Source organism: Carboxylicivirga linearis (assembly GCF_018271995.1).
Lineage (GTDB): Bacteria > Bacteroidota > Bacteroidia > Bacteroidales > Marinilabiliaceae > Carboxylicivirga > Carboxylicivirga linearis.
The window spans coordinates 69,281-94,274 of sequence record NZ_JAGUCO010000014.1; the positions used below are offsets into that span (position 1 = coordinate 69,281).

The window sequence follows — 24,994 nt, forward strand, 5'->3', positions numbered from 1 at the left end:
TTTGAACTATGTTAGGTTGTGAATATTTATTTTAGACTTTTAAATATAATTATTTCTTTAGCAAATAAACCAGTCCACTTTCATCTTTTCGCAAAAAGCCCGAATTTCACTTTGAAACCCGGGCTTTAATAACACTTCATTTAATTCTTAGATCTCCCTTATCATTCAGGATAAATAACTTTCCAATCAGTTTTCATATTGACAATAGTCCAACCTTTTTCTGTTGCCTCATCCAAAGCTTTATTAAATCGACCAATATGTGAATCGCGATCATATGCCCATTCTCTTTCAGCATCAGTATGATGAATATACAACATCATCCGTTTTCCTTTACCCGAATCGGTATATTGCATCATCTGCAAATCACCATCGGAGTTACCGCCACAGAAGATAGGCTTACGACCTATATGGCGATAAATGCCAACAGGTTTACCTTCTTTATCATCAATAAAATTTAACTCCGGCATTCGAACCAGCACAGGTTCACCATCCTTTAATTCAAATTGGGTTACAATACTACTTCCTACTACCTGATTGCGTGGAATTCCATAAACTTCCTCAGCCCAGGGTCGCATAAAGTCAATGCCTCCACCCGAAACAATAAATACCTTAAAATCATTATCTCTGAGGTAATTCATTAATTCAAGCATAGGCTGATAAACCAATTTGGTAAAAGGCTTTTTAAGGCTTGGATGCCTGTCGTTGTGAAGCCAATCCATAACTGCATTTTCAAATTCAACGGATGTTATACCGGCATGCGTAGTCATTACTAATTCGAGCAATTCCTTCATTCCAAAGGTTTTTAGAGTAGCCATATCATCGTCCAGAATGGCTTTAAAAGGTTGCTCTGTGATCCACTCAGGATGATCGGGTGCCATTTTCTTTATTTGATAAATAACAAAGAACAATTGAAAATACAGAGGTTGCTCCGACCATAAAGTTCCGTCGTTATCAAAAACGGCAATTCGGTCGGGTATTTCAACAAATGTTGGGCTTTCGGGATCAGTTACAGCATCAACAAAATCAAAGATTTCCTTTTTAACCTTTCCGTCATTCCATGAGGGTAGTTGATCGGCAGGTGGTGTACTGTTATCCGCAACAGGACTTGAGCATGCAAAACCAATGAATATGAGGCTTATTAAAATCCATAATTTATTTCTCATATCTGTTCTATTACAATTAGACAAAAGGGCTGAAACACTTTAATTAAAACATTTCAACCCTTGAAAAATAAATTATTTAGAACCAACAGAGTTGATCTTTTCTTCTATGGCACTGAGGTTAAAGGCACCCGGAGTTTGGCTAGGTGGATATTCTTTCATTGTCATTAAAAACTTAGCCGCCATTTGCTGAATAGGAACCAGAATAAAAGCTCTATCAAGCAACCAGTCGTAATAGGTATTGGAGTTGTGCTGGGCTTTTTCAAATGGATCGCGTCGAAGATTAAACACCTGAGGCACCCTTAGTTCCACAAAAGGTTCTACCCACACGCCAAATTTCTCACCTCTGTTTTCATAAAACACTACTTTCCAGTCGTCGTAACGAGCCGCTACTATCTGTCCATCATCATTTACATACCAAAATTCTTTTCTTGGACAATCGTTGGTTTTACCGCTTAAATAATCATTTAAATCGTAACCATCAATGTAATTTTTGTAGCTACGCCCGTTAATGGTGGTTCCTTTGGCAAGCTTTTCCTTAATATCTTTGGCTCCTGCAATAGCAGCAAAGGTAGGCAACCAATCTTCATGAGCTACAATTCCGTTAAGGGTTACATCTTTTTGCCAATGCCCTGGCCAGCGCACAAAGGTAGGAACACGGTAAGCGCCTTCCCAGTTAGAGTTTTTCTCACCTCGGAACGGAGTGGTTCCTGCATCAGGCCAGGTATTGTAATGCGGTCCGTTATCTGTTGAATACATTACAACGGTATTATCAGCAATACCTAACTCATCCAATACGGCTAGCAACTCGCCAACGTGCATATCATGCTCAACCATACCGTCGGAATATTCATCCTGTCCGCTTATTCCCCGATGTTCCTCTTTTACATGGGTGCGAAAATGCATACGAGTACCATTCCACCAAACAAAAAATGGTTTTCCGGCTTTATTTTGTTTTTTGATAAAGGCAACAGCAGCAGCCACTGTTTCATCATCAATGGTTTCCATTCGTTTTTTTGTCAAGGCTCCGGTATCTTCAATTTTCTGTCCGCCTTTACCGTCGGCCCAGCAATGAAGAACACCCCTTGGGCCATATGTTTCTTTAAATGTTTTACCATTCTTCAACATCATATCACCGGGATAATCTTCATTTTCGGGCTCTTCCTCTGCATTTAAATGATAGAGATTCCCTAAAAACTCATCAAAACCATGCATTGTTGGCAAGTGTTCATCCAAATCGCCTTGATGGTTTTTACCAAATTGCCCGGTGGCATAACCCTGACTCTTTAGAATGGTTGCCATCGTAATATCTGTTTTCTGCCATCCTTGTTCGGCACCTGGTAATCCTACTTTGGTCATTCCGGTACGAACAGGCACATTACCACCGATAAATGCTGCACGCCCGGCAGTACAACTTTGTTGTGCATAATAATCAGTAAAAGCGATTCCTTCGTCAGCTATACGATCGATATTAGGAGTTTTGTAGCCCATCATTCCCCTGTTATTATGACTAATATTCCAGGTTCCAATATCATCGCCCCATATTACTAATATATTAGGCTTTTCCTGGGCAAATGCTCCACTAATTAAATAAATACTTAAAGCAAAGATCATAACGATTTTTCTCATAATGGTAGTTTTAGTGATAATTATTGATAAATAAGTAAAGAGTGTTTATTGTCTGGAAGTCGATATTAATTTGATGTCTTGGGATTTTATATAAGATTCAATCATTTTCAAAAACTGTCATTGAACTTCTTTTATAAATAGCTAATCACAACCATCAAGTTAAGAGCTTAATACTTCAATTTCAAGTTTATTTTAATTATTATCATAGAATTAATTACAGCTTTGCCCTAATTGCATATGATTTCAAGCAGCACCTTACATATCAATACTTCGTAGGATCCTTATTGTACAAAAAAAGCCCGATTCAAATATGAGAATCGGGCTTACTATAATAAAGTATCAAATAATTATCGTCTGTAATCTGGCATTGCCGGACTGAAGAAATTGTTGTATTCCTGAAAGAACTCAACACCCAACAGTTCAGGTAAGGCTGCTAAACCCAAAAGCATAGCACAATAATCAACTCCTTCAACTTTTGTTGGTCGCCAATCAATATCGCGATAACTATATTTCCAAAGAATAGTGTCATTGCCGGCTGAGATACCATCCTTTGCAGGCAGAGCCATTTTGCCTATTCCTCGCGGATCTTTATAAACCGAAAGCAGATCTTTTCGAACCAAATCGGGCAATACAGGCGAATAACCTGCCAAAGCACTTATAGCCACATTTAACCCACGGTTACGGTCTCTGTCGGTATCAATATCCTCTCGTCCACAAATGCGGTCAACGGTATACCCTTCTTTCCATCCATCACCGTTCTGCTGCAAGCCAACACCTGCAGTCGTTCCCCATTCGTATGATCTTTTACCTATCTCATTTAAATCATCACGATCGTTCCACCAGGCATAATCAGCCAATGCAGCCTGACGCATAGCTTCTTGATAAATTGGACTAACGGTAAACTCATGCACAAATAAATAATTGAACATGAAGGTAAAGTTTGACGTGAACTCGTTATTGTTTTTATGATCAGTCATCACATTAAATACTTCGCCTGATTTGCTTGTGTATTGTGCTACAGGCAATACCTCAGGATTGCCATAATAGGCTTCCCATAGCAAATTAGCCGGAGCATCTGCCTTTTTTGCTTTATTTTTTGCCAACCAGGCAACAATCATATATTCATTATAAGGCAAGGTATAACTCCCGCGCGCAGCACCATCCTCATCCATCACCAAGGCAATCTGCCCCTTTTTCCAATCACCAATAAACAGATCATGATTCACCATATTAAATAGTTGATCTACATACTGGCCTATCACCTCATTCTGATGAAAGTATCGCTTGGCAAATAAGGCTCCTGAAATCAGAATATCGGTATCGATAGGGCTCCAGTCGCTTCCTATAGCTTCACCTGTTGCAATATCATAAAAATGAATAAAACAGTTTTCGGCCGTGCGCGCTAATTCTACCCCTTGATCATTTTCGCCCAATACACTTTGTAAGGTTTCAATAATTTCCTCCTCGGCATCATCGTTCCATCCCATTTCGACTGCTACGCACTGGGCAACTAATCCCATACCAATACTGGCCGTCGATCCTCTGTCGGTACTTTCTTCAGTACTTATATAATCGCGGTAAAAACCATTATCAGTCCTCATTAATTGATAAACCTTTACCGTATTATGCAAAAGCTCCTCCAGAATTTCCTTGTCAGATTGCTGTTTACAACCACTTATAATTATTAAAACCGCAACAAGCGATAATCCAATTTTCTTCATCAGCTTTTATTTTACCTCAACTGGTTTTGTCATTGTTGAAATACCATTTTCGTTAAAAGCTTCTATTGAATAATAATAAGTTGTGCCTTTATCTAACGATGGCATTTTGTGCTCGGTTACATCGTACACCAACCACGAATGATATAATTTATCAGGTGCAATACCCCAACGAATATTGTACCCCTGAGCTCCTTTTACTGCATCCCATTTCAATTCTACATCGCGTGGATCTTTACTTCGGTCGAAACTAAAATTCTTTACTTTGACCGGCTTTTTCCCTTCACCCAATCCAAACACACGAATCTCCGACATGGCCAGATTATTCCCCGGAACTTCAATGTTGTTATATCTTACATATTTGGCTCTTACCGGCTTATTTAATGTGATATAAGCATTAGGTGTATCTTTAAAACTATTGCTTTTATCCACAATGGTTTCCCAATTCTTACCATCAAGAGATGCCTCAATGGTATAACGATGGCGTAAACCTTCAACACGTGTATAAATACCTGCTTCATGATCGTGGTAATTTAATTGCAAAGCATAGATATTACCAATTTGATTCATCTCAATTTCTACCCATTGCTGATCATCATTAGCATGAGCAACCCAATACGACTTCGGACTTTCATCCGTTAGCACTCTTGAAAGAATCTTACCATCAGCATCCACCTCATCTTTCATCTCTTCAATATCGAAATTACCATCATCGGCAGTGCTTTTTTTAATCTGTAACACAGAGCTCGAAACAGTAGTTTTTCCTTTGTATGACAATAACATCCATCCATTATGCTCACCTGCTTTGGTTGGATGACCAGGAGCAAATCGAGGATAATCGCCATAGTGCGTATTGCTATGCATCACACCTTCGCTATCGAAATAAGTTGGAAACATACACAAACGACGCTCCCAATGAGAGTTAGAAGCCAGTGCCATTGTGGCAAAATGCCAGTATTGATCGTTGGTTGCTTTAAGCGTCATTCCATGTCCGGCACCATTGGTAAAACCACCCGGTTTAAAGCTGATAGGATTACCTTCCATATACTCAAACGGACCAACGGGTGAATCGCCCACATAAGCACCATCGGCATATACATTAAACTGGGTTCCCGGAGCAGCATACTGAAGGTAATATTTACCGTTGTGCTTGGTCATGGATGCCCCTTCCATGTATCCTTCTTTAATGGTTGGATGAAAGTTGTTTTCGCCAAATCGTTCCCAACCATGCTCTTCTTCATTAAGGTTGATGAGCTCTTTAGGCTCTCCCACCTGAATCATTCTATCATCTTTATTCAGTTCCTTCACTTTTATGGGATGCACATTAGAGGACCCCCAGTAAAGATATGTTCTGCCATCATCATCAATAAACAATTCCGAATCCTGAATATTATTTGTGATAGATGCTGTTGGTGTCCACATCCCCGATTTCGGATCATCGGTATATAAAATACTTCCGTACCCGGCTGGATCACCTGCAAAATACATTACAGAATCTTTATAATTAAATGCCGTTGGAGCATTTGAACCTTCAAAAAACCATTGTTGAGGTTTAATAAAATCCCAATTTACCAAATCAGTTGAGTGCCAGTAGCCGAACGAACGGGTAACAAACATGTAATACTCGCCTCGAAATTCAACAACAGCAGGATCTGCTCCCGAACGATACGATATATTTTTATGTGAATTATAAACCATGTAGGTATAATCAATATCTATTGGATTACAATAGCTTTGAGGTATAGGATCCTGGGCATATACCAACAAACTAACCAACATGAATACTACCGATAGGCATTGCTTGATCTTGTTCATTGTTACTTTATTTTAGTTAGACTTTTGTTTCTTTTTTAGTTAGGTATTTTAATCATCTGATCAACTTAAGTCAAATCAGACAAATAATCCACCCCATCAATGAAGATATTTATCGGACACCTGGTATTGAATAATTAAACGCTCCAGTTCGTTATGAAGATGATATTTAACTTCTTCGTAAGCGATATCATCATAAATATTATTCATCTCATCCGGATCTTCCTGTAGGTCATATAACTCCCAAACATCATCATTATAAAAATGAATAAGTTTGTATTGATCAGTTTTTACTCCATTGTGGGCTTTTACACTATGAAACCCCGGATATTCGTAGTAATGATAGTATAACGACTTACGCCAGTCTACCCCCTTTTTATCTCCACTCATCAAGGGCAGAAACGATTCGCCTTGCATCTCGTTTGGGATCTCTACACCTGCCATTTGCAGAATAGTAGGTGCAAAATCAATATTCTGTGTCAGTTCCGAAATGCTTTTACCTTTTTCCTTAATGTAAGGATCGCGTATAATTAGTGGCATACGAAACGACTCTTCGTACATCCATCTCTTATCAAACCAACCGTGTTCTCCCAAAAAGAAGCCCTGATCAGATGTGTAGATTACAATGGTATTATCCAGCAACCCCTTTTCCTCGAGATATTCATACATTTCTCCAACACTATCGTCTACAGAACGAACACAAGCGAGATAATCCTGCAGATAGCGCTGTAACTTCCATACCGCTTTTTCTTCTTCTGTTCTTTCAGTAAGGTAATAGTCATTATTTCTCTCGCGGTAAGCTTCTAAAAAACGCTTACGCTCCTCCTCAGTCATGCGACCAAAGAAAACCTGAGGCCAGCGATCGTATAGCAACGTATCGCTATTCACACCTGTAACCATCTTCAGGTCGTGACCTTCATAGGCATCGCGGTAGATATTCATTTCCTGCCCCGCGGCAGCCAACCGTCCGTCATAATTATCGAAATAATTGTTTGGTACCGGAAACTCAACATCCTCAAACAAGTGGTAATATTTCTCTGCCGGAATCCAATTACGATGAGGCGCCTTATGCTGCATCATCAAAAAGAATGGTTGATCCTCATCGCGGTTATCTAACCAATCAATAGTTGATTCGGTTATGAGGTCGGTTACATACCCCATCTCCTGGGTCATAGTATCCTTCGTAATAAAATCGGGATTAATATATTCGCCCTGATCATTTAATATTTTATAGTAGTTGAATCCTACCGGTTTGGTATTTAAATGCCATTTACCAATTACAGCTGTTTGATAACCGTTTTTTTGAAGAATGTTAGGTATGGTTGGTTGATGACCATTAAATTTGGTGCCATCATTCTTAACAAAACCATTCGCATGAGAGTGTTTTCCTGTTAAAACAGTGGCTCTACTTGGCCCACAAATTGAGTTAGCACAGTAGTTCTCAAGAAACAAGGTTCCTTCCTGGGCTAATCGATCGATATTTGGTGTTGGCGCCAATTTTGATATAGGATGACCATAGGCACTTAATGCCTGCATAGCATGATCATCAGTCATGATAAATAAAATATTGGGCTTTGGTTGTTTACTTCTGTCTACGTTTCCTCCACATGAAGATAATAGAGATGAAATGAACAGAGTAATGGTAAAAAAGTAAGCAAATCTCATAAAACTTAATATTTAGGCGGGTAAAAGAATATCTGAAAAGAAATATTTGGTTCCTAAGTTTACTAATTATCTGTTCCAGAAAGAGCATCAGTAAAACTTTATACTTGCAATCGGAAACTATACTATTAAATTTCTTTTCAGATATACTGATTAATTACTTATATGAAAACTTCATGTGGTTGCTTTCATCATCTGATGATGTTCCAATCCAAAGATTAAAATCTCCAGCCTCAACGGTTGGTTGATTATTTAATCCAATAAATTCAATGGTTTCTTCATCAATGGTAAATTCAACCACTTTACTTTCTCCTTTTTTAAGAGTGATTTTTTCAAATCCTTTTAACTCTTTTACCGGACGTGTTACCGACGCAACAATATCCTGAATATAGAGCTGTACAATCTCTTCTCCATCGAATTTACCTGTGTTAGTAACCTCAACTGAAGCTTTGATTGATCCACCTTTTGTAAATTCTGATTTGTTTAAAACTACATTACTATACTCAAAATTGGTGTATGATAAACCATGTCCAAAAGAATACAGAGGTGTATTTTCAACATCAATATAATTTGAACGATAATCGGCTGGAGCATTATCGTTAAACGGACGACCGGTATTTTTCTGATTATAGAAGATGGGCACCTGACCAACGTTTCGTGGGAAGGTCATCACCAGCTTAGCCGATGGATTGTAATCACCCGAAATAATATCAGCCACTGCATGACCAGCCATTAAACCAGGATACCAAGCCTCTACGATTGCATCCACATTTTCAGCTTCCCATGATAAATCCAACGGACGACCGTTAAACACTACCAAAATAATTGGTTTACCCGTTTTCTTCAATTCCTTTAAAAGCTCACGCTGATTACCCGGTAAAGTGATATCGGTACGACTAGCTGCTTCACCCGACCAATGGTAGTTCTCTCCCATTGCCACTAAAACAACATCGCTATTTTTTGCTGTTTGAATAGCTTTTGCAAAGCCTCTAGAGCTAGGCTCTATATCAGATACCTTTTCGGTAGAACGATCAATTAGAGGAAGATCAGTACCCTTTTCATAAGTAAACTTCACATTAGAGCCGGCATATTTTGCATCCAATCCTTCTTTTACGGTTACTGATTTATCTCGGTCTCCTTTGATAGCCCATTCTCCGTTCAAACTCTCACGTTCATTAATAAACGGACCAATTAGCGCAACGCGTTTACTTTCATCTTTCTTCAAAGGCAACACATTGTTATCGTTTTTCAATAATACCATTGAACCTTGTGCCGCTTTATGTGCTAAATCAACATATTCGTCATTCATTATTACTTGCTTCTCACGCTCCACATCACAGTAGCGATATGGATCTTCGAACAAGCCCAATAAGAATTTCATCTCTAAAATGCGGGCTACGGCTACGTCAATCTGATTCTCAGAAATACTTCCTTCCTCAACCAATTCCTTAAGATGCATTACAAAAGCCTCACTGATCATATCCATGTCAATGCCGGCATCTAAACTCAACTGAGCTGCATGCTTCAGATCTTTAGCATATCCATGAGGAATTAATTCCATAATGGCAGTATAATCGGTAACTACCAAGCCATTAAATCCCCAGGCATCGCGCAAAATATCTTTAAACAGATATTTATTCCCCGTTGCCGGCACTCCATTTAAATCGTTAAATGAGGTCATAAACGATCCTACTCCATCTTCAACAACAGCCTTAAATGGAGGAAAATAAGTTTCGTGTAGTTTATGTTCCGATATATCTGTTGTATGATAATCTCTACCACCTTGAGCTGCTCCATAACCAACAAAGTGTTTGGCTGTTGCAATCATGGTATTGCCTTTGCTCAAATCGTTGTAATTACTAATTCCCTGAAATCCTTTCACTCTTGCGCGTGCAGCCAAAGTTGCCAGGTAAACATCTTCACCGGCTCCTTCCATTACACGTCCCCAACGAGGATCGTTTGACATATCAATCATAGGTGCAAAATTCCATGCCACACCCGATGCGGTTGCTTCTTCAGCAGCAGCCCGGGCTGTTTGCTCCATCAAATCCAAATCCCACGAACAAGCTTCAGCCAAAGGAATAGGAAAAGTGGTTTCTAAACCATGAATAACGTCAGCTGCAAAAAGCATTGGTATCTTCAATCGCGAATATTTCATATTCTGCTCTTGCAGCATACGAACATTTTCAGCGCCAAAAGCATTAAAAGTACTACCAATCATCCCTTTTTTAAGATACTCACCTGACTGGTTATCGGCTACTTCTCCTGTTGGAGCAAAGTTGGCCGAATATTGGTTCATCTGACCAATTTTCTCTTCCAATGTCATTAATGATAGTACTGAATCAACTTTTTGCTCAATAACCACATCGCCACTATAGCTATGCCAGTTGGCTATTTTAGAACCTTGTTGAGTACAAGCCGCAAAGCTCAATATCAACAAAGGCAAAAGTGCTTTTATATTTAATTTACTCATAATAATCTCTTTTAATCCTAAAAGGTTTATCTCTCAATAAAGGCAGATTAAGAAGGAGAAATACATCTCCTTCCCAATTTATTAATCCTGAACAGGCTCTAATAAGTTCGGATTCAAATCTTCTTGTGTTAATGGAATAGGAAGATACTCATGTCTACCGGCTTCAAACCCTGGTAAAGTACCAGCAGCTTTTCCGGTACGAACCAGGTCGAAGAAGCGGTTACCCCACTCTACAGAAAGCTCGGCACGACGCTCATCCAAAATATCATCTATTGTTGGACTTGAAACAGGATCCAAGCCAGCTCTTTCTCTAACTTCATTTAAAGGTGTTGCAGCATCTCCTCCAACGCGTAATTTAGCTTCAGCATTCATCAATAATACATCGGCATAGCGAAGGATACGAATATTGTTATTTGAACCATATTGATTTCTACCATCAGTCATCTGATCAGAAGGAGTATATGCCTTTCCATTGTAATGAGCTTTAATATCCATATACGTAGGTTCCCATAATGCAATATCATCGCCAGCAGGTGTGGTTACACCAGATTCTAAGATGGCTACATCATAGCGAACATCTTCACCTCGGTCATTCATAAAGTTGATGAATTCCGGACGCATTAGCATAAAACCCCAACCTGTTATTGGTGCCGGATTGATATTTGGCCCCTGATGCTGAAACCAAGCGCCACCATATACTTCCTGGCCATCACCTGTTCCGAAGTCGGTAAATTGCAACTCATATAATGATTCTTTTGCCAGCTTACCCGGAATCTTAAACAGGTTGTAATAATCTTCGTATAGACTAATACCTGCTTCTGCAATAATTCTATCTGTTAGTGTATTAACTAAATTAAATTCGCCTTCCATCAAGGCAACCTTTGCCTTTAATGCCATTGCACTGTATTTTGTAACAGCACCTTCATTAACACTCTGAACTTCCGGAAGATGTTCAATACAAAAGTCAAGTTCCTCATGAATAAAATCTCTTACGGATTCTACACTCCTACGGTATGGAAATCCATAATTCAAATCCTCAGGATCAATAATAGGCACATCACCCCACATATTAGAGATAAAATAATAAGCTAAAGCTCTGTGAAAAGTAATCTCTGCCTCGTACTGATTAGCTAACTCAAATTGATCATCACTGGTTAAATGCTCTCTAAAACGATCAATTAAAATTTGATTGTTATAAGTGGTATAAATGATATTATACATTGCCACCCAGGTACTATTCATAGCCCAAAAACCTTTGATTCCATCGTAGTTAAACTCTTCCAGATATAAGTATTCACCCTGATCGGTTTCAGATCCGCCACCTTTTGTAACTTCATCACCTCTTAGGTTTAATAAAGGCCATGATTCCCATTGCGCCAAGCGCTGACGGGTTGATGCATACACACCAGATACTGGTGCATACATCTGACTGGCATCAGTAAAATCTATGTCGTCGGTTGGTACGGTTCCTTCCGGCACAATATCCAACCAGTCGCTGCAGGAGCTTAAGGTAAAAACTCCCATCAACACTATTAATATATTTTTGAATGACTTCATAATCTAATAATTAGAAACGGATTAAAAATTAATTTTAGCACCCACCGAGAAAATTGCCGGGATTGGATATACCGATTGATCAATACCCCCCGGAACTTCAGGTGTGAATCCATTGGATGAGAAGAAGGTATACGGACGGTCGGCATTTAAATAAACCTGTGCTGATCCTAATCCCATTTTGTCCATAGCTGATTTCGGAATATCATATGAAAGGCGCACATTTTGAATTCGGAAATAAGAACCATCTTCTAAAAAGAAATCATTTAAACGACCGGTGTTCCATGGATTGAATAAACCTTCTGCCGATGGAGCACTATTGGTTGATCCTTCACCTGTCCAAATACTGTTGGCCAGATTTGCATCCATATTGTTCGCTCCGTGCTTATTTATATCAGCTCTTCGACGGTTTAAAATAGTATTACCTTGAACCCCCTGGAATGTAGCCGCTAAAGTCACGCCTTTATAACCAACTGCCATATTAATACCATAAGTAAAATCAGGATTAGGATCTCCTAAAATCATACGGTCGTTAGCATCAATAATACCATCGCCATTTACATCCACATAACGAAAATCACCGGGCTTTAAACCATTAGCCTGTGCAATAGGACAAGCATCTATCTCTGCCTGATTCTGGTAAACACCATCTGTTTTCCATCCGTAAAAAGCATACAATGGTCCGCCAACATACGATCTTTGAGGAAATTCTTCAGAACCCGTAAACAAATAAGGCTCTCCTCCTAGATCGGTTACCTCATTTTTAATGGTAGTAATATTGGCACCAATTGAATAATGGAAATCCTTACCTATTTTATCAGACCAGTTAACCATTACTTCAACTCCTGAGTTTCGAACAGATCCTGCATTTCGAAGCAAGTATCCGTTACCCATAGGTAGGGTTGTATTGATTACCATATTGCGTGTTTCGCGATTATAATAATCAGCTTCCACATTTAAACGAAAATCAAAAAGTTTTGCTTCAACACCAATGTTCTTTTCATCAACTACTTCCCATTCCAAATCAGAGAAAACAGTATTGTTGATCATACCCGGTATATAAGAAGTTCCGAAAATTCCTGATTCGCCAATTCCTCCATTTGAGATTGAAGATAATCCATCATTAGCTGGTACTTTATCGTTACCTAACAATCCCCACGAGGCTCTTAACTTTAAATAATCAATTTTAGCATTTTGCAATCCAGCAGCAAAGTCTTCTTGCGAAATAACCCAACCAGCACCTAACGATGGGAAGTATCCCCATTTTTGTTGGTACTTAGACGAACCGTCAGCACGCATAGTTAACGACAATAAGTACTTGTGCTCATAATCATATGAAAAACGCGCAAAAGCAGACATTCCTCTGAAACGATCACCACCATCATTAGACGTTCGGGTCTCCTGATTACCTGAGTTCAAATAGTATTTATTTGTAACTCCTTGAGCAGTACCATTTATCCATCTGTAGTTTTCTTCACGAACTGAAAAACCAGCCATTGAGGTTAAATTATGACTTCCCCAGCTATTACGTAAGGTAGCTGTATTATCCCACACATAATCGTAGTTCCAGTTGGTTGTTTTACTCAATGAATTTATTTGTTGCTGATTGTTACCCACTGCATATTCCGGAATATAAACACGACCTGCACCATAACGGAAATCCATATTCATTGCTGAACGCAAGGTAAGATCCTTTCCTTCAAAAGGACGTAATTCAGCATATACAGTTGGCATAAATCTGGTAATATCCGACTCGTTATCGCCATGATAATAGGCACGCGCCATTGGATTAGTATAATAAGTATCGTATCCCAAATTATGCGGATTCTCAAAATTCTCAGGATAAGAAACACCATCACCAGGATTGCCTCCCATTTCATAAACAGGATACATTGGATTATTTACATAAGCTTGAAACCATGCCTCATCGTCATCTATCTTACGCTTTTCATTGGTCAAAATAGTACTAAATCCTACTTTCAATTTTGATGATACATCATAATCTACTTTACCGCGTAAATTTAAACGGTCGTAATAACCAGTGGCGTTCATTATACCATCCTGACTAAAATATCCTACACTAAAAGCATAAGTAGATTTCTCATTACCTCCGTTAATAGATAAACTATGGTTTTGAATTGGCGCTGCACCTTTTATCAACTCATCATACCAATCTGTTGAAATTGCAGGAGTACCATTCATACCTCCATAACGATCAATGGAAGCATCAACTCTATCTCCATAACCTCCGGCACGCATAATATTAGCATATTGTGCTGAATTAGCCATTTCTAAACGCTGTGTTACCGATTGAACACCATAGTAACCATCATATGTCACCTGCATTTTACGGTCTTTGGCTCCACCTTTTGTAGTTATTAAAACAACACCATTTGCAGCACGCACACCATAAATAGCAGCAGCTGAGGCATCTTTTAATATCGACATGGTCTCGATATCATTTGGATTCAGGAAATTAATATCATCCAGAAACATACCATCCACCACGTACAGAGGATTTGAATTCTGAATAGATCCAACCCCTCTGATACTTACTGATGGTCCTTCACCGGGAACACCTGAATTAACAATATTAACACCGGCAATCTTCCCCTGTACAGCACCCATTGCAGATGAAGTATTCATAGATGTGATCTCTTCGGCTGAAATACTGGCAATAGGCGAAGTCAGGTCTTTTGATTTACTTGTACCATATCCAATAACAACAACCTCTTCTAAATCGCTTGCGTCTTCCGACAATGTTATATCAAAATATGTTTTGTCACCCACAGGAATCTCCTGACTTTGCAGACCTATGAATGAAACAACTAGAATATCTGTAGCTTTTACCTCTTCAATTTCAAACTCTCCATCGAAGTTGGTTGAAGCTCCGTTCATTGTTCCTTTAACTACTACACTTGCTCCTGGCAATTCGTAGCCCTGATCATCACGTACTATCCCCGTAATTTTTATAGCTTCTTGAGCCAGGGCTACCTGACCAATAAACAAGAATGCTATCAGTAATCGTTTAATCATAATTAATGAATTTATATTATTTAGCTAGTATTTTAATTCCATTTATAAATGCATAACCCTCCTTTGATTCAAAATTTATTTTCATTGAATCATCCTTAATATTAACCACATAAGTTTTTGAAAGACTATTACATCCACCCACTATTTCTGCTGGGATCAGTTTTTTTTCAAGAACTATGCCATTAATATGTATCATCATGTTTCCATGACTTATATCATCCTTTTTTTTATGCCCCAGATCATACACTACAGCCTCACCTGAAAAAGATAAATCAGCAAAACATAGAGTAACCTCATATTCACCAGGTTTAACATCAAATTTGTATGTAAAATTACCCTGTCGTTGTGTTTGAAACAAAGGATCATCTTCTGTGCCGATTATTTCAGCCGTAGTACCAGGACGATCTCCTCTTTCGAAAGCAGTACCATTAATGTACCCCCAGGCACCTTTTTGATATGCAACATCTGGTAGAAATACTTCTGCACTAGCATTGGAATGAAAATAACATTCACTTCCCACATTTATATTAATACCTGAACCACTGGATAGTAAATCATTAATATCAGCTATTTCTATTTCAACATAGCTAATATCTTCATATACTAATCCATCAGAATCAACTCCTTTGACTGATATCTTATTCTTGCCCGGTTTGAAAACAATATCCCATGTAACTGTGCAATTTTCAGGATTTTTTATTCCCAAGCTTTCATCATTTATAAACATCTCAACTTGATTGAGATTACTGTATACCTTAATGGATTGCATACTATCTGTTTGAAGCAATAAACGACGTGACCAATCGCGTGTGGCTATATGCAATACAGGTTCTTCATTATTTAAAAATGCCTTTTGATAGAAGTACACATCTTTCGCCTCACGATTACCGTACATGAGTCCCTTGTTATTGATGCGTGGCATCGATTCCTGACGCAAGGCAGAACTAAAATCGATAAGGTTCCACATGGCTCCTCCCATTACAAAAGCAGAATCCTTTATAACCGGCCAATAGTGCTCCATAAAAGTTTGTTGGTATTCCATCGAAAAGTCGAACTTTCGAGGTTTCATACTATGTAGTCGCTTATCTGATCCGGCACCAAATTCAGACACTATTAAAGGACGCTTGGGATATTTATTATGCTGTTCTGATATAAATGACTTAAAACCGGACAAATCACCTCCGTACCAACCATCATATAAATTCCATCCTGAGATATCACTAATACCCGCTAATCCGATTTCGTTATATAAATTAGTGCCATGGTAAGCCATTACAGTAAATCGACTAGGATCTATTTCCTTCACTAATTTTTCTAATCGTTCAGCCAAACTAACGGTACTTGCGTAAAGTTCCTTTTTTTCATTTTTATCTTTAAACCGATACTGAACCTGAATGATGGCTTCATTCATATAACCCCACATTACAACAGAAGGGTGATTAAAGTGTTGACGAATCATTTCCTGTAGTTGAAATTCGGCATTTATTGCAAACTCTTCATTATTATTTATGATATCAACTACTGGTATTTCCTCCCAAACCAACAGACCTAATTGATCACAGGCCTCCAGCACAGCCTTCGACTGTGGATAATGAGCCAGGCGAATAAAATTTGCACCCGTATTTTTTAATGCTTTTATATCTTCTATATGATGCTGATCGCTCAATGCGATTCCATAACCTACACGATCTTGATGACGACTGGCTCCCATCAATTTGATTGGTTCTCCATTTAAAAGAAACTGGTTGTTTTCATTTATTTCAATGTTTCGCCATCCAATATTCTCCGATATTTCATCAAGCTTATTTCCCTTTGAGCCATTTAAACTAACGTTAATTGTGTAAAGGTTGGGGTTTTCCGGGGTCCATAGTAAAGGATCTTTTATGGATGGTAATGGAATGGTCAATGCATTTTCTCCACTTACCGACTTCAAATTCTTTGAAAAACTGAACTCTCTTTTTCCATTGGGATTCTCACAACTAATATTTAATTGCAACCTTTGATCTGCATCAGATAAGTTACTTATTTTAATTTCCAGTTTACCTGTGGCTTTTTTATGAGTGAGTTCGTCCTGATAAAACAGCAATCCATTCCCGCCCAGGCTGTCAAGTTTAAAATGAACATCGGTTTTGTTAATCATCCAAACCGGACGATAAATACCACCGAAAATGGTAAAATCACCGCTCAATGGAGCAATATTATTGTTTGTATTATCAACAAGTACCTCAATTGAATTATAATCATCAAATTTTAATGCTGAAGTAATATTGACATAAAAACCGGTGTATCCACCTTTGTGTTCTCTAAGAATTTTATTATTTACCTTAACGGTTGCTATTGAGTTTACCCCTTCGAAATACAAGTAATATTGTGAAGTTGTATTTTCAGCTCTTACATAAAAACGCTTTTCATATATTCCTTCACCTCTGAAGTAATGCTTTGTTTCATATGCATCATCATTCCAATGGTGTGGTAATGTTACCGGCTCCGGCTTGTGCACTCTTTCAGTTACCTTATTAAAAGACCATCCTTCGTTAAATGATTCTTTTTGCAACTGAGCACCTACCTCACTAAGGCTCAATAACATTGTTAATACTATAATAAACTGCGTTCTCATAACACTTCGATTTTCATTTAGACTAGCGATGTAAAAATCTAAAATAGCTTTCACCTCAGTTAAAAAATACATACATCATTTATACATCATTATAAACATCAAACTTCTTTTTACCTCACACACTGCATGTTGTGAAATACAACTTTCTTAACATTAAATTAACAATTGACTTATTGATGTTAGTAAATACATCATATTAACATCATATATTTCGGAACTTATGCTTTTTTAAATATCTTGTGGCAAGTTTTTTTCCCAGTCAAATAATAAAATTAGAGGAGAATTCATCCATTAGACTAGTTAAATGGTAAGATTACAAATCAGCATACTCCAATTTCTACTATTTCTATCTATAAGTCAAACTTTGGCTTCTAATATTAACATTAAAAAATCGCTTGAAATACCATCACCTCATGTTAAGTCTTTTCTTAAGAATGAATATGGAGCTGAGAATCAGAATTGGGATATTTCAGCTGCGGAAAGTGGAAATATTTATTTTGCCAACTCGCTCGGTCTATTAAAATTTGATGGTGAAGATTGGGAGTTGTTCCAAACAGATGAAATACTTCGCGCTGTTTATTGTTCAGGAGACACCATTTTTGTTGGCGGAAACCATTTAATGGGATATTTTTTAGAAAACAATCTGGAAAGTGGATTTCACTCCTATTCGAAAATCACAAACGATATCTGGAAAATCTTTAAGTATCAAGATCAAGTTATTTACCAATCGTTCAACCGCTTTTATTATATCAATAAAGAAAATAAGATTCATATTGAGAGAATTCGAGAAGGAAATACTACCTATGCCTTCCCTCTTGATGATCAAATCCTATTTCAAGTCAGCTATGACAAACTGATAGCTTTAAACTTAAAGGGAAATGAATCGATTCTGCACGATTCGAAAGAAATCAGTTCTTTAATGATAAAACACATTGACTCACTTGATGTTAACACTTATTTAATTGGATCATTGAATAAAGGACTATTTGTGTTAGAAAATGACCAATTAAAATCATTAAACCATCCGCTGAATGACTACTTAAAAACGAATCAGCTTAATAAAGCTATAAGGTTAAATGATGACACCTTTGCCTTTGCCACCATGAATGGTGGTATTATAATTGGTTCTGTTGAAGGAGATATTAAATACATTATTAATAAAACAAATGGTTTACCCAACAACAGAGTACACGCTTTAGAGCTTCAAAACAATGAATATTTGTGGATTGGAACAGATAACGGAATATCGGTAATTAACATTCAATCACCCATGTTATTCCTTAATAATATGATGGTTGATTACGGGTCGTTTTATGATTTTGTGAAATATAAGAAAAAGTATTTTATTGCCACTAATCAAGGTTTATATCAGGCCCGTAGAAACGAAATGCAATCATCTTTTTATGATGTTACTTTTGTAAAAGGTACCGAAGGACAAATCTGGCACATTGAGGTATTGGATAATATTTTATGGATTGGCCATAATAATGGCACCTTTCTTCTAAAAGATGATAAGCTATCACGGCTATCTGATATTTCAGGTGGATACAGTATAGTGCAAAGTAAATTAAATCCTAATATCATTTACCAATCATCTTATTTTGGACTGGCTGTTTATGAAAAAGAAAATAATAACTGGAAATACTCTTATTCATTGCCAAATATTGAGGAGCTAACCCGCGATATTATTGAACTGAATGATGGCTCGCTGATTGTAACGGGAACAAACATTGCCTATCAGATTTGGCCTAACAATCTGAATAAAACTTCTCAAATAAAAAAGCTAACAAATGTAGCCGCATTCAATACTTCTAAATGGATTAGAGCATTTAAGGTTAATGAAAAAATTGTATTAGCCGCCAGTGATACATCTGTTTACTTTAAAGATGATAAAACTATTGCATGCTCTGATGCTCTAAATCAAATAACTTATATATCTGAACCAATCGATGATTATTGTTTTATCAGAAAAGATAATGAACTTCAACTTTACAATTTTATAAAAGATGAAATAACTCCCTTACAATATGATCTTTCCTGCATTGAAAATGATCTTATTTACAAATATGAGAAGATAGGATTTATAAATAACAAAGAAGTGTTCTTCTGTTTATCGGATCGTTTTGGGGTGGCAAACTTTAACAGACTTTTAAATTCACCAATTAAAGATCAACCTGTTAAAACAACAAACATTCAAATTAGTAACGACCGAAATGGTGAGATTGCTAAATTAGATCTGAGACAGCCAATCCCTTACCATTTTAACACACTTCGCTTTACATTCTCATCGTATAATTATTTAAATGATTCGGAGTATGAATATTTTCTGAAAGGATACAATACCGAATGGCAGCAACGAAGTAATAATACTGCTGTATTTCAGAATTTAAAAGAAGGTTCATACACTTTTATGGTTCGCGAAAAAAATAAAAGCAATGTCACTGAGGTAGCATTTTCGGTGGCTTCTCCTTACTATCGATCTACCATAGCCTATATTTTGTATTTCATTCTATTTCTTACAAGTATCCTCTTAATGCGTCTGTATTATAAATACGCCTTAAAAAAGCAACGATTAGTTTCACTTGAAAAAGAAAGAAAAAAGCTTAATCAGCAACGAATGATGCAGTCAAAAAGAAAGCTTAACGATGAAATAAAAGAACTGCAAGATGAAGTCAGTACAAAGACTGATCGCCTATCCAATCTATTAATTCAGAATAATAAAAAGAAAGAGGTTATTGACAAAATAAATGATGAACTAAAGCAAATAAAGGAAAATCAACGTTTTGCCAATCCTCGTCAGATTGAGAAACTATCAAAGATGATTAAATCCAACTTTGACGAGAAAAAAGACTGGCTGGTTTTTGAGGCTGCTTTTTCAGAAACTCATGTTAACTTCTTTAAGAAGCTCCGAGCTAAACATGCCAACCTGACTGACGAAGACCTTAGACTATGTGCCTATCTAAAAGTTAATCTATCTTCAAAAGAGTTGGCGCCTATATTTAAAATCACCACCCGCAGTGTGGATTTGAAGAAATATCGACTTAAGAAAAAGCTAGGCCTGAAAAAAGAAGAAAAACTGCAACAATATATTATGGACTTTGATTCATAAACAATATTCATTGTAATCATCATATCATTTAAAATAAATACCCTATATAAGTCACTTTAAGTCTTTACTATAGAAAACAAGAACAACTCTATAGTAAAATAAAATCGTTGTTAATTCAAAATCTTTTCTACTTTTGCATCCGATTACGGTAAATGCAATTCTTCAAATTGTATTGAAAGGGAATCAGGTGTAAATCCTGAACAGTACCCGCTGCTGTAAGCTCCACAGTATTGAAAGTCACTTTATGCCACTGTTCACCAGATGGGAATGGGAAGGCGGCTTTCAGGAGTAAGTCAGAAGACCTGCCATAGTCAAAAAGTATCGTAGCTTTCGGGAATAAAAGCGAAGAGACAGACAGGTAATTCTAGACAAATCTATCTTTCTTCTCATTATCCTAACTGCTACAAATAGTTTAAACATTGAAATAAATTATTTGTAAAGATGAATTTTCTAAAACGCCTTCTTACCGGAGGATTATTGCTGAGCATAGCTTTTATAAAGCCATTGGCTCAATCGACCGACACTTTAATTGTTTTAACTGAGGTAAACATAACCGAAAACCGCTTAAGCAATTTCAATGCAGGAAGTACTGTCTATCAACCCGATCAACAATTACTGATGCAAAAAGCCACTTTAGGCTTAGATGAAGTACTTCAATTTATGTCGCCCATGAATATTGATGCCTACGGAGTAGGATCATCCAGCATAAATGCAAGAGGTGCAGGCAGTAATCGAACACCCATTCTATGGAATGGTTTTAACCTACAAAGCATCGCCAATGGCGGAACCGACATATCAACCCTCCCCCTACTGTTTTCCGATAATGTTAAGATGGAAATGGGCGGTAATTCTGCCCTTTTTGGAAGTGGCGCTGTTGGCGGTGTTATTTATTTAGATAATAAAGCCAATTACAACGATGCTAAAAAATCATTCCTAACCATCAATGGAGGTAGCTTTGGAAGATTTAACGGCGCTTCGGGTATTCAATACGGAAATAAAAACTACAGTGGAGTCCTGCGAACCTATTATCAGCAGGCAGATAATGATTTCCCGTTTACAGGTGATTATACCTCGGGCGATGAAACCATTACCATTGACAAAGATTTACCTAATGCCAATATGCATCAATTTGGAGTGATGTCGAACAACCATTTCAGATTACAAAACGGGCAAAATATAAGTGTTCATTTATGGTATCAGGATGTAAATAAACAAATTGCCCCTACCATAAGAGACTTGGGCCGGGGCCGAACCTCTGACGCCGAACAACGTGATCAGGCATTTAGAGCTGCTGCAGAATGGAAAGCTCCGATTAAAAATGGTGCATTAACAGTTCGCTCAGGCCTTTTTTCAACAGAAACAAACTATCAGAAACCATCTTCGGCTGACACAACCAATACCACTGGTCTGTCATCAATCAATGAAGCTGAACTGGATCTTAATTTTACGCAATGGTTGAAATGGAATCTGGGCGTTAATTATACCTACGAAAAAGCAGAATCGTCATCATACGAAGGTGAGAAAGGTAGAAATCGGATTGCTTCTTTCACCTCATTCGGTATCAACAATAAACAAAGCGGCACCTTTGTTACTTTAAATGGTAGAGGAGAAAAAGCCGGCGACAGCGATTTTACCATTACCGGTAATGCAGGCATCACCCAAAATATTATTGGTGGATTATCAGCCAAAGCCAAAGCCGGAACCAGTTATCGAATACCAACTTTTAACGATTTATATTGGTCCAGTGCTTATCAAAATGGTAATCCTGACCTGGAGGCTGAAACTGGCTTTAACTACGAAGCTGGTCTACATTATCAACAAAGCTTTTCATCTACTCATATACAAGTACAGGCTACATGGTACAAAAACAGTTTGGAGAACTGGATTAGCTGGGGAGAATTGGAAGATGGAAGCTGGACTGTATTCAATCAGGATAAAGCCGAAATTAAAGGTATTGAATTACAAGCCAACGCAAGCAGAAGCTTCGAAAACGGATCGGCAGGTTTTAACATTAATTACACTCATCAGGATGCTGTTGATCCTGACACCGATAATTTGTTGCCTTATGTTCCAAAATCAAAAACAGCTGCCGCAGTATTTGGAGAATATAGCGGTTTGCGCTTAATTTACGCTCATAGTTTTGTCGACGAACGATATACATCATCAAGCAATTCTACTTTAATGCCAAAATATAACGTTGGTAACCTCTCTATCGAAAAACGTTTTGAGGGCGAAGTGGAGACTGCCCTGACCTTTAAAGTAAACAATATCTGGGATGAAAATTATCAAACTCGTCAGCATTACCCAATGCCGGGCCGACATTTTTTGCTTGGCATTCAACTGAGTTTAAATTAATTTACATACATGATTACATCTGCCAAATATAAATGGATAGTAGCAATAACACTGGTAGTGTTACTGCTACTATCGTTTATTGCCTTAACCATGGGGCCTTCACAAATAAGCTTGTCACAATTATGGATGAGTTTTAGCCAACCCGAAAACACCAATATTGGTATTGGGCAGATTGTAACCCAAATAAGATTACCCCGCATTGTAATGGCTCTTTTGGCCGGCATGGCACTCTCAGCTTCTGGAGGTGCTTTTCAGTCTATCTTTCGCAACCCAATGTCCGATCCTTATGTTTTGGGTATTTCATCCGGCGCATCTGTAGGGGCAGCCATTGCTATAGTTCTGGGATTACAAGTGGGCATTTTAGGCATTCCTTTCTTTGCCTTTTTAGGAGCCAGTTCTGCACTGGCTGTGGTATATTGGTTGGCATTCAGCCTGAAACAATCAGAACAAAACACTTTATTGCTGGCAGGTATAGCCATGAGTTTAATGCTGGGCGCCATTGTATCTTTATTACTGGTTATTAACCGGGAGCAGATGGAGAGTATCTATTTTTGGATGCTAGGCGGTTTTAACGCTATCAGCTGGAAACAAATTTATATTGTACTTCCAGTTGTTCTTTTCTCACTTGTAATGCTTTTTAAATATTGCAAAGATCTTAACCTGTTGTCGATGGGCAACGAAACAGCTCATTCACTGGGCATCAATGTAAAACAGAAGGTAGCTATCATCTTATTAATATCTGCTTTATCTGTATCAATAGTTGTTTCATACAGTGGTGTAATAGGATTTGTAGGGCTGATTGTACCCCATATGGTGCGTTTTTTAGTGGGAGCCGATAATCGAAGGCTTCTACCCTTATCTGCCCTTTGGGGTGGAATATTTTTGATACTGGCCGATACCCTGGCCAGAACACTGGTTCAACCAGGCGAATTACCTGTAGGTAGTATTACTGCCTTATTCGGAGCCCCTTATTTCTTTTTTATATTAATTAAAAGAAGTCGCCGCCATGCTTAAAGTAAAAAAAGAACTAAAACAGCAGAAGATAGTGGTGGCTTTTGAAGACTTAAGCTTTAAAGTTGGTACTAATCCTATTTTAAACAGTGTCACTCACGAATTGTATCAAGGATGCTTCTACAGCGTGGCAGGTTGTAACGGTTCTGGTAAAACAACTCTGTTACAAACCCTTCTTCAGATTAAAAAAGCCTCATCAGGCAAAATTTATCTACCTGAAGAAGTTGCAAACAAAGCACATTACTTCAGTTATGTACCTCAAAACACTCAATTGGAGTTTGACTTTACGGTTGAAGAAGTAGTAATGATGGGGCGATATCCTTATTATTCGGGCATAACCGGACCATCCAAAGAAGATAAACGCAAGGTGCAGGAAGCCTTGGCACTAACTGACATTGTAAATCTGCGCCATCGCTCAGTTACTACACTTAGTGGTGGTGAACGCCAGAGGGCAATCATTGCACGTGCATTGGCCCAGGATACACCTCTTATGTTCCTGGACGAACCTGTTTCTCAATTGGATGTATATCATCAGATAGAAGTATTAAAGCTACTCCGCGAGATAGTTGATACTCAAAACAAAACCATTGTAACAGTACTTCACGACTTAAACCAGGTTAGTGAATTTACCGATCATGTGATGGTTATGGACCAAGGATGTATTGCAGCCAATGGAACACCCATTGAAGTATTAACACCTAAACTTTTAAAAGACATCTTCAGAGTGAATGCTGAATGGGTTTGCTCCAAAGACATGAAACCGCACCTGATATTTCATTATCAAAAAAATAAGAAGAATAAACTGTTAGAATAGTAGATTAATAGACAAAACTGAATATTATATCTAAACATCTTTAC

General features: G+C 37.8%; 13 protein-coding genes and 1 riboswitch. Of the genes, 4 read left to right on the plus strand and 9 right to left on the minus strand.

Annotated elements, in window-relative coordinates:
- Positions 1–161: 161 nt before the first annotated feature.
- The 9 genes from KEM10_RS15640 to KEM10_RS15680 form a co-directional block, all read right to left on the minus strand.
- Positions 162–1,163: an HAD family hydrolase gene (locus KEM10_RS15640; RefSeq protein WP_212216970.1), complete on the minus strand. Its 1,002-nt coding sequence runs from the start codon at positions 1,161–1,163 to the stop codon at positions 162–164.
- Positions 1,164–1,235: 72 nt separating this feature from the next.
- Positions 1,236–2,789, minus strand: a complete 1,554-nt coding sequence (locus KEM10_RS15645; RefSeq protein WP_212216971.1) for an arylsulfatase — start codon at positions 2,787–2,789, stop codon at positions 1,236–1,238.
- Positions 2,790–3,136: 347 nt separating this feature from the next.
- The gene (locus KEM10_RS15650) at positions 3,137–4,510 is read right to left on the minus strand and encodes a hypothetical protein (RefSeq protein WP_212216972.1); all 1,374 of its coding nucleotides are present in this window, start codon (positions 4,508–4,510) and stop codon (positions 3,137–3,139) included.
- A gap of 6 nt (positions 4,511–4,516) precedes the next feature.
- Positions 4,517–6,322 (minus strand): family 43 glycosylhydrolase, encoded by a 1,806-nt coding sequence (locus tag KEM10_RS15655; RefSeq protein WP_212216973.1) that lies wholly within the window; start codon positions 6,320–6,322, stop codon positions 4,517–4,519.
- A gap of 96 nt (positions 6,323–6,418) precedes the next feature.
- Entirely contained in the window at positions 6,419–7,984 is a 1,566-nt protein-coding gene (locus tag KEM10_RS15660; RefSeq protein WP_212216974.1) for a sulfatase family protein, read from the minus strand.
- A gap of 154 nt (positions 7,985–8,138) precedes the next feature.
- Entirely contained in the window at positions 8,139–10,454 is a 2,316-nt protein-coding gene (gene bglX / locus KEM10_RS15665; protein WP_212216975.1) for a beta-glucosidase BglX, read from the minus strand.
- Between the two features lie 81 nt (positions 10,455–10,535).
- On the minus strand, positions 10,536–12,011 hold the full coding sequence (locus tag KEM10_RS15670; RefSeq protein ID WP_212216976.1) for a RagB/SusD family nutrient uptake outer membrane protein: 1,476 nt from the start codon (positions 12,009–12,011) through the stop codon (positions 10,536–10,538).
- 21 nt (positions 12,012–12,032) lie between these two features.
- Positions 12,033–15,044 carry a SusC/RagA family TonB-linked outer membrane protein gene (locus tag KEM10_RS15675; protein ID WP_212216977.1) on the minus strand — a complete coding sequence of 1,004 codons (3,012 nt, stop codon included), beginning with the start codon at positions 15,042–15,044 and terminating at the stop codon, positions 12,033–12,035.
- A 16-nt stretch (positions 15,045–15,060) separates the two neighbouring features.
- On the minus strand, positions 15,061–17,661 hold the full coding sequence (locus KEM10_RS15680; protein WP_212216978.1) for a glycoside hydrolase family 2 TIM barrel-domain containing protein: 2,601 nt from the start codon (positions 17,659–17,661) through the stop codon (positions 15,061–15,063).
- Between the two features lie 304 nt (positions 17,662–17,965).
- On the opposite strand from KEM10_RS15680, the gene KEM10_RS15685 reads away from it, so the two are divergent.
- From KEM10_RS15685 to KEM10_RS15700, 4 genes are all read left to right on the plus strand, one after another.
- A complete protein-coding gene (locus KEM10_RS15685; protein WP_212216979.1) occupies positions 17,966–20,770 on the plus strand; it encodes a triple tyrosine motif-containing protein in 2,805 nt (934 codons plus the stop codon).
- 129 nt (positions 20,771–20,899) lie between these two features.
- Positions 20,900–21,094: riboswitch (cobalamin riboswitch) on the plus strand.
- A 117-nt stretch (positions 21,095–21,211) separates the two neighbouring features.
- Positions 21,212–23,125 carry a TonB-dependent receptor plug domain-containing protein gene (locus KEM10_RS15690; RefSeq protein WP_212216980.1) on the plus strand — a complete coding sequence of 638 codons (1,914 nt, stop codon included), beginning with the start codon at positions 21,212–21,214 and terminating at the stop codon, positions 23,123–23,125.
- Positions 23,126–23,134: 9 nt separating this feature from the next.
- The gene (locus KEM10_RS15695) at positions 23,135–24,139 is read left to right on the plus strand and encodes a FecCD family ABC transporter permease (protein ID WP_212216981.1); all 1,005 of its coding nucleotides are present in this window, start codon (positions 23,135–23,137) and stop codon (positions 24,137–24,139) included.
- The gene (locus KEM10_RS15700) at positions 24,132–24,950 is read left to right on the plus strand and encodes an ABC transporter ATP-binding protein (RefSeq protein ID WP_212216982.1); all 819 of its coding nucleotides are present in this window, start codon (positions 24,132–24,134) and stop codon (positions 24,948–24,950) included. Before KEM10_RS15695 ends, KEM10_RS15700 begins: the two co-directional genes overlap by 8 nt.
- Positions 24,951–24,994 lie beyond the last annotated feature (44 nt).

Coding starts and splice junctions, on each gene's coding strand:
- KEM10_RS15640 (WP_212216970.1), bottom strand. CDS start 1,163: ATGAGAAATAAATTATGGATTTTAATAAGCCTCATATTCATTGGTTTT.
- KEM10_RS15645 (WP_212216971.1), bottom strand. CDS start 2,789: ATGAGAAAAATCGTTATGATCTTTGCTTTAAGTATTTATTTAATTAGT.
- KEM10_RS15650 (WP_212216972.1), bottom strand. CDS start 4,510: ATGAAGAAAATTGGATTATCGCTTGTTGCGGTTTTAATAATTATAAGT.
- KEM10_RS15655 (WP_212216973.1), bottom strand. CDS start 6,322: ATGAACAAGATCAAGCAATGCCTATCGGTAGTATTCATGTTGGTTAGT.
- KEM10_RS15660 (WP_212216974.1), bottom strand. CDS start 7,984: ATGAGATTTGCTTACTTTTTTACCATTACTCTGTTCATTTCATCTCTA.
- bglX (WP_212216975.1), bottom strand. CDS start 10,454: ATGAGTAAATTAAATATAAAAGCACTTTTGCCTTTGTTGATATTGAGC.
- KEM10_RS15670 (WP_212216976.1), bottom strand. CDS start 12,011: ATGAAGTCATTCAAAAATATATTAATAGTGTTGATGGGAGTTTTTACC.
- KEM10_RS15675 (WP_212216977.1), bottom strand. CDS start 15,044: ATGATTAAACGATTACTGATAGCATTCTTGTTTATTGGTCAGGTAGCC.
- KEM10_RS15680 (WP_212216978.1), bottom strand. CDS start 17,661: ATGAGAACGCAGTTTATTATAGTATTAACAATGTTATTGAGCCTTAGT.
- KEM10_RS15685 (WP_212216979.1), top strand. CDS start 17,966: ATGGTAAGATTACAAATCAGCATACTCCAATTTCTACTATTTCTATCT.
- KEM10_RS15690 (WP_212216980.1), top strand. CDS start 21,212: ATGAATTTTCTAAAACGCCTTCTTACCGGAGGATTATTGCTGAGCATA.
- KEM10_RS15695 (WP_212216981.1), top strand. CDS start 23,135: ATGATTACATCTGCCAAATATAAATGGATAGTAGCAATAACACTGGTA.
- KEM10_RS15700 (WP_212216982.1), top strand. CDS start 24,132: ATGCTTAAAGTAAAAAAAGAACTAAAACAGCAGAAGATAGTGGTGGCT.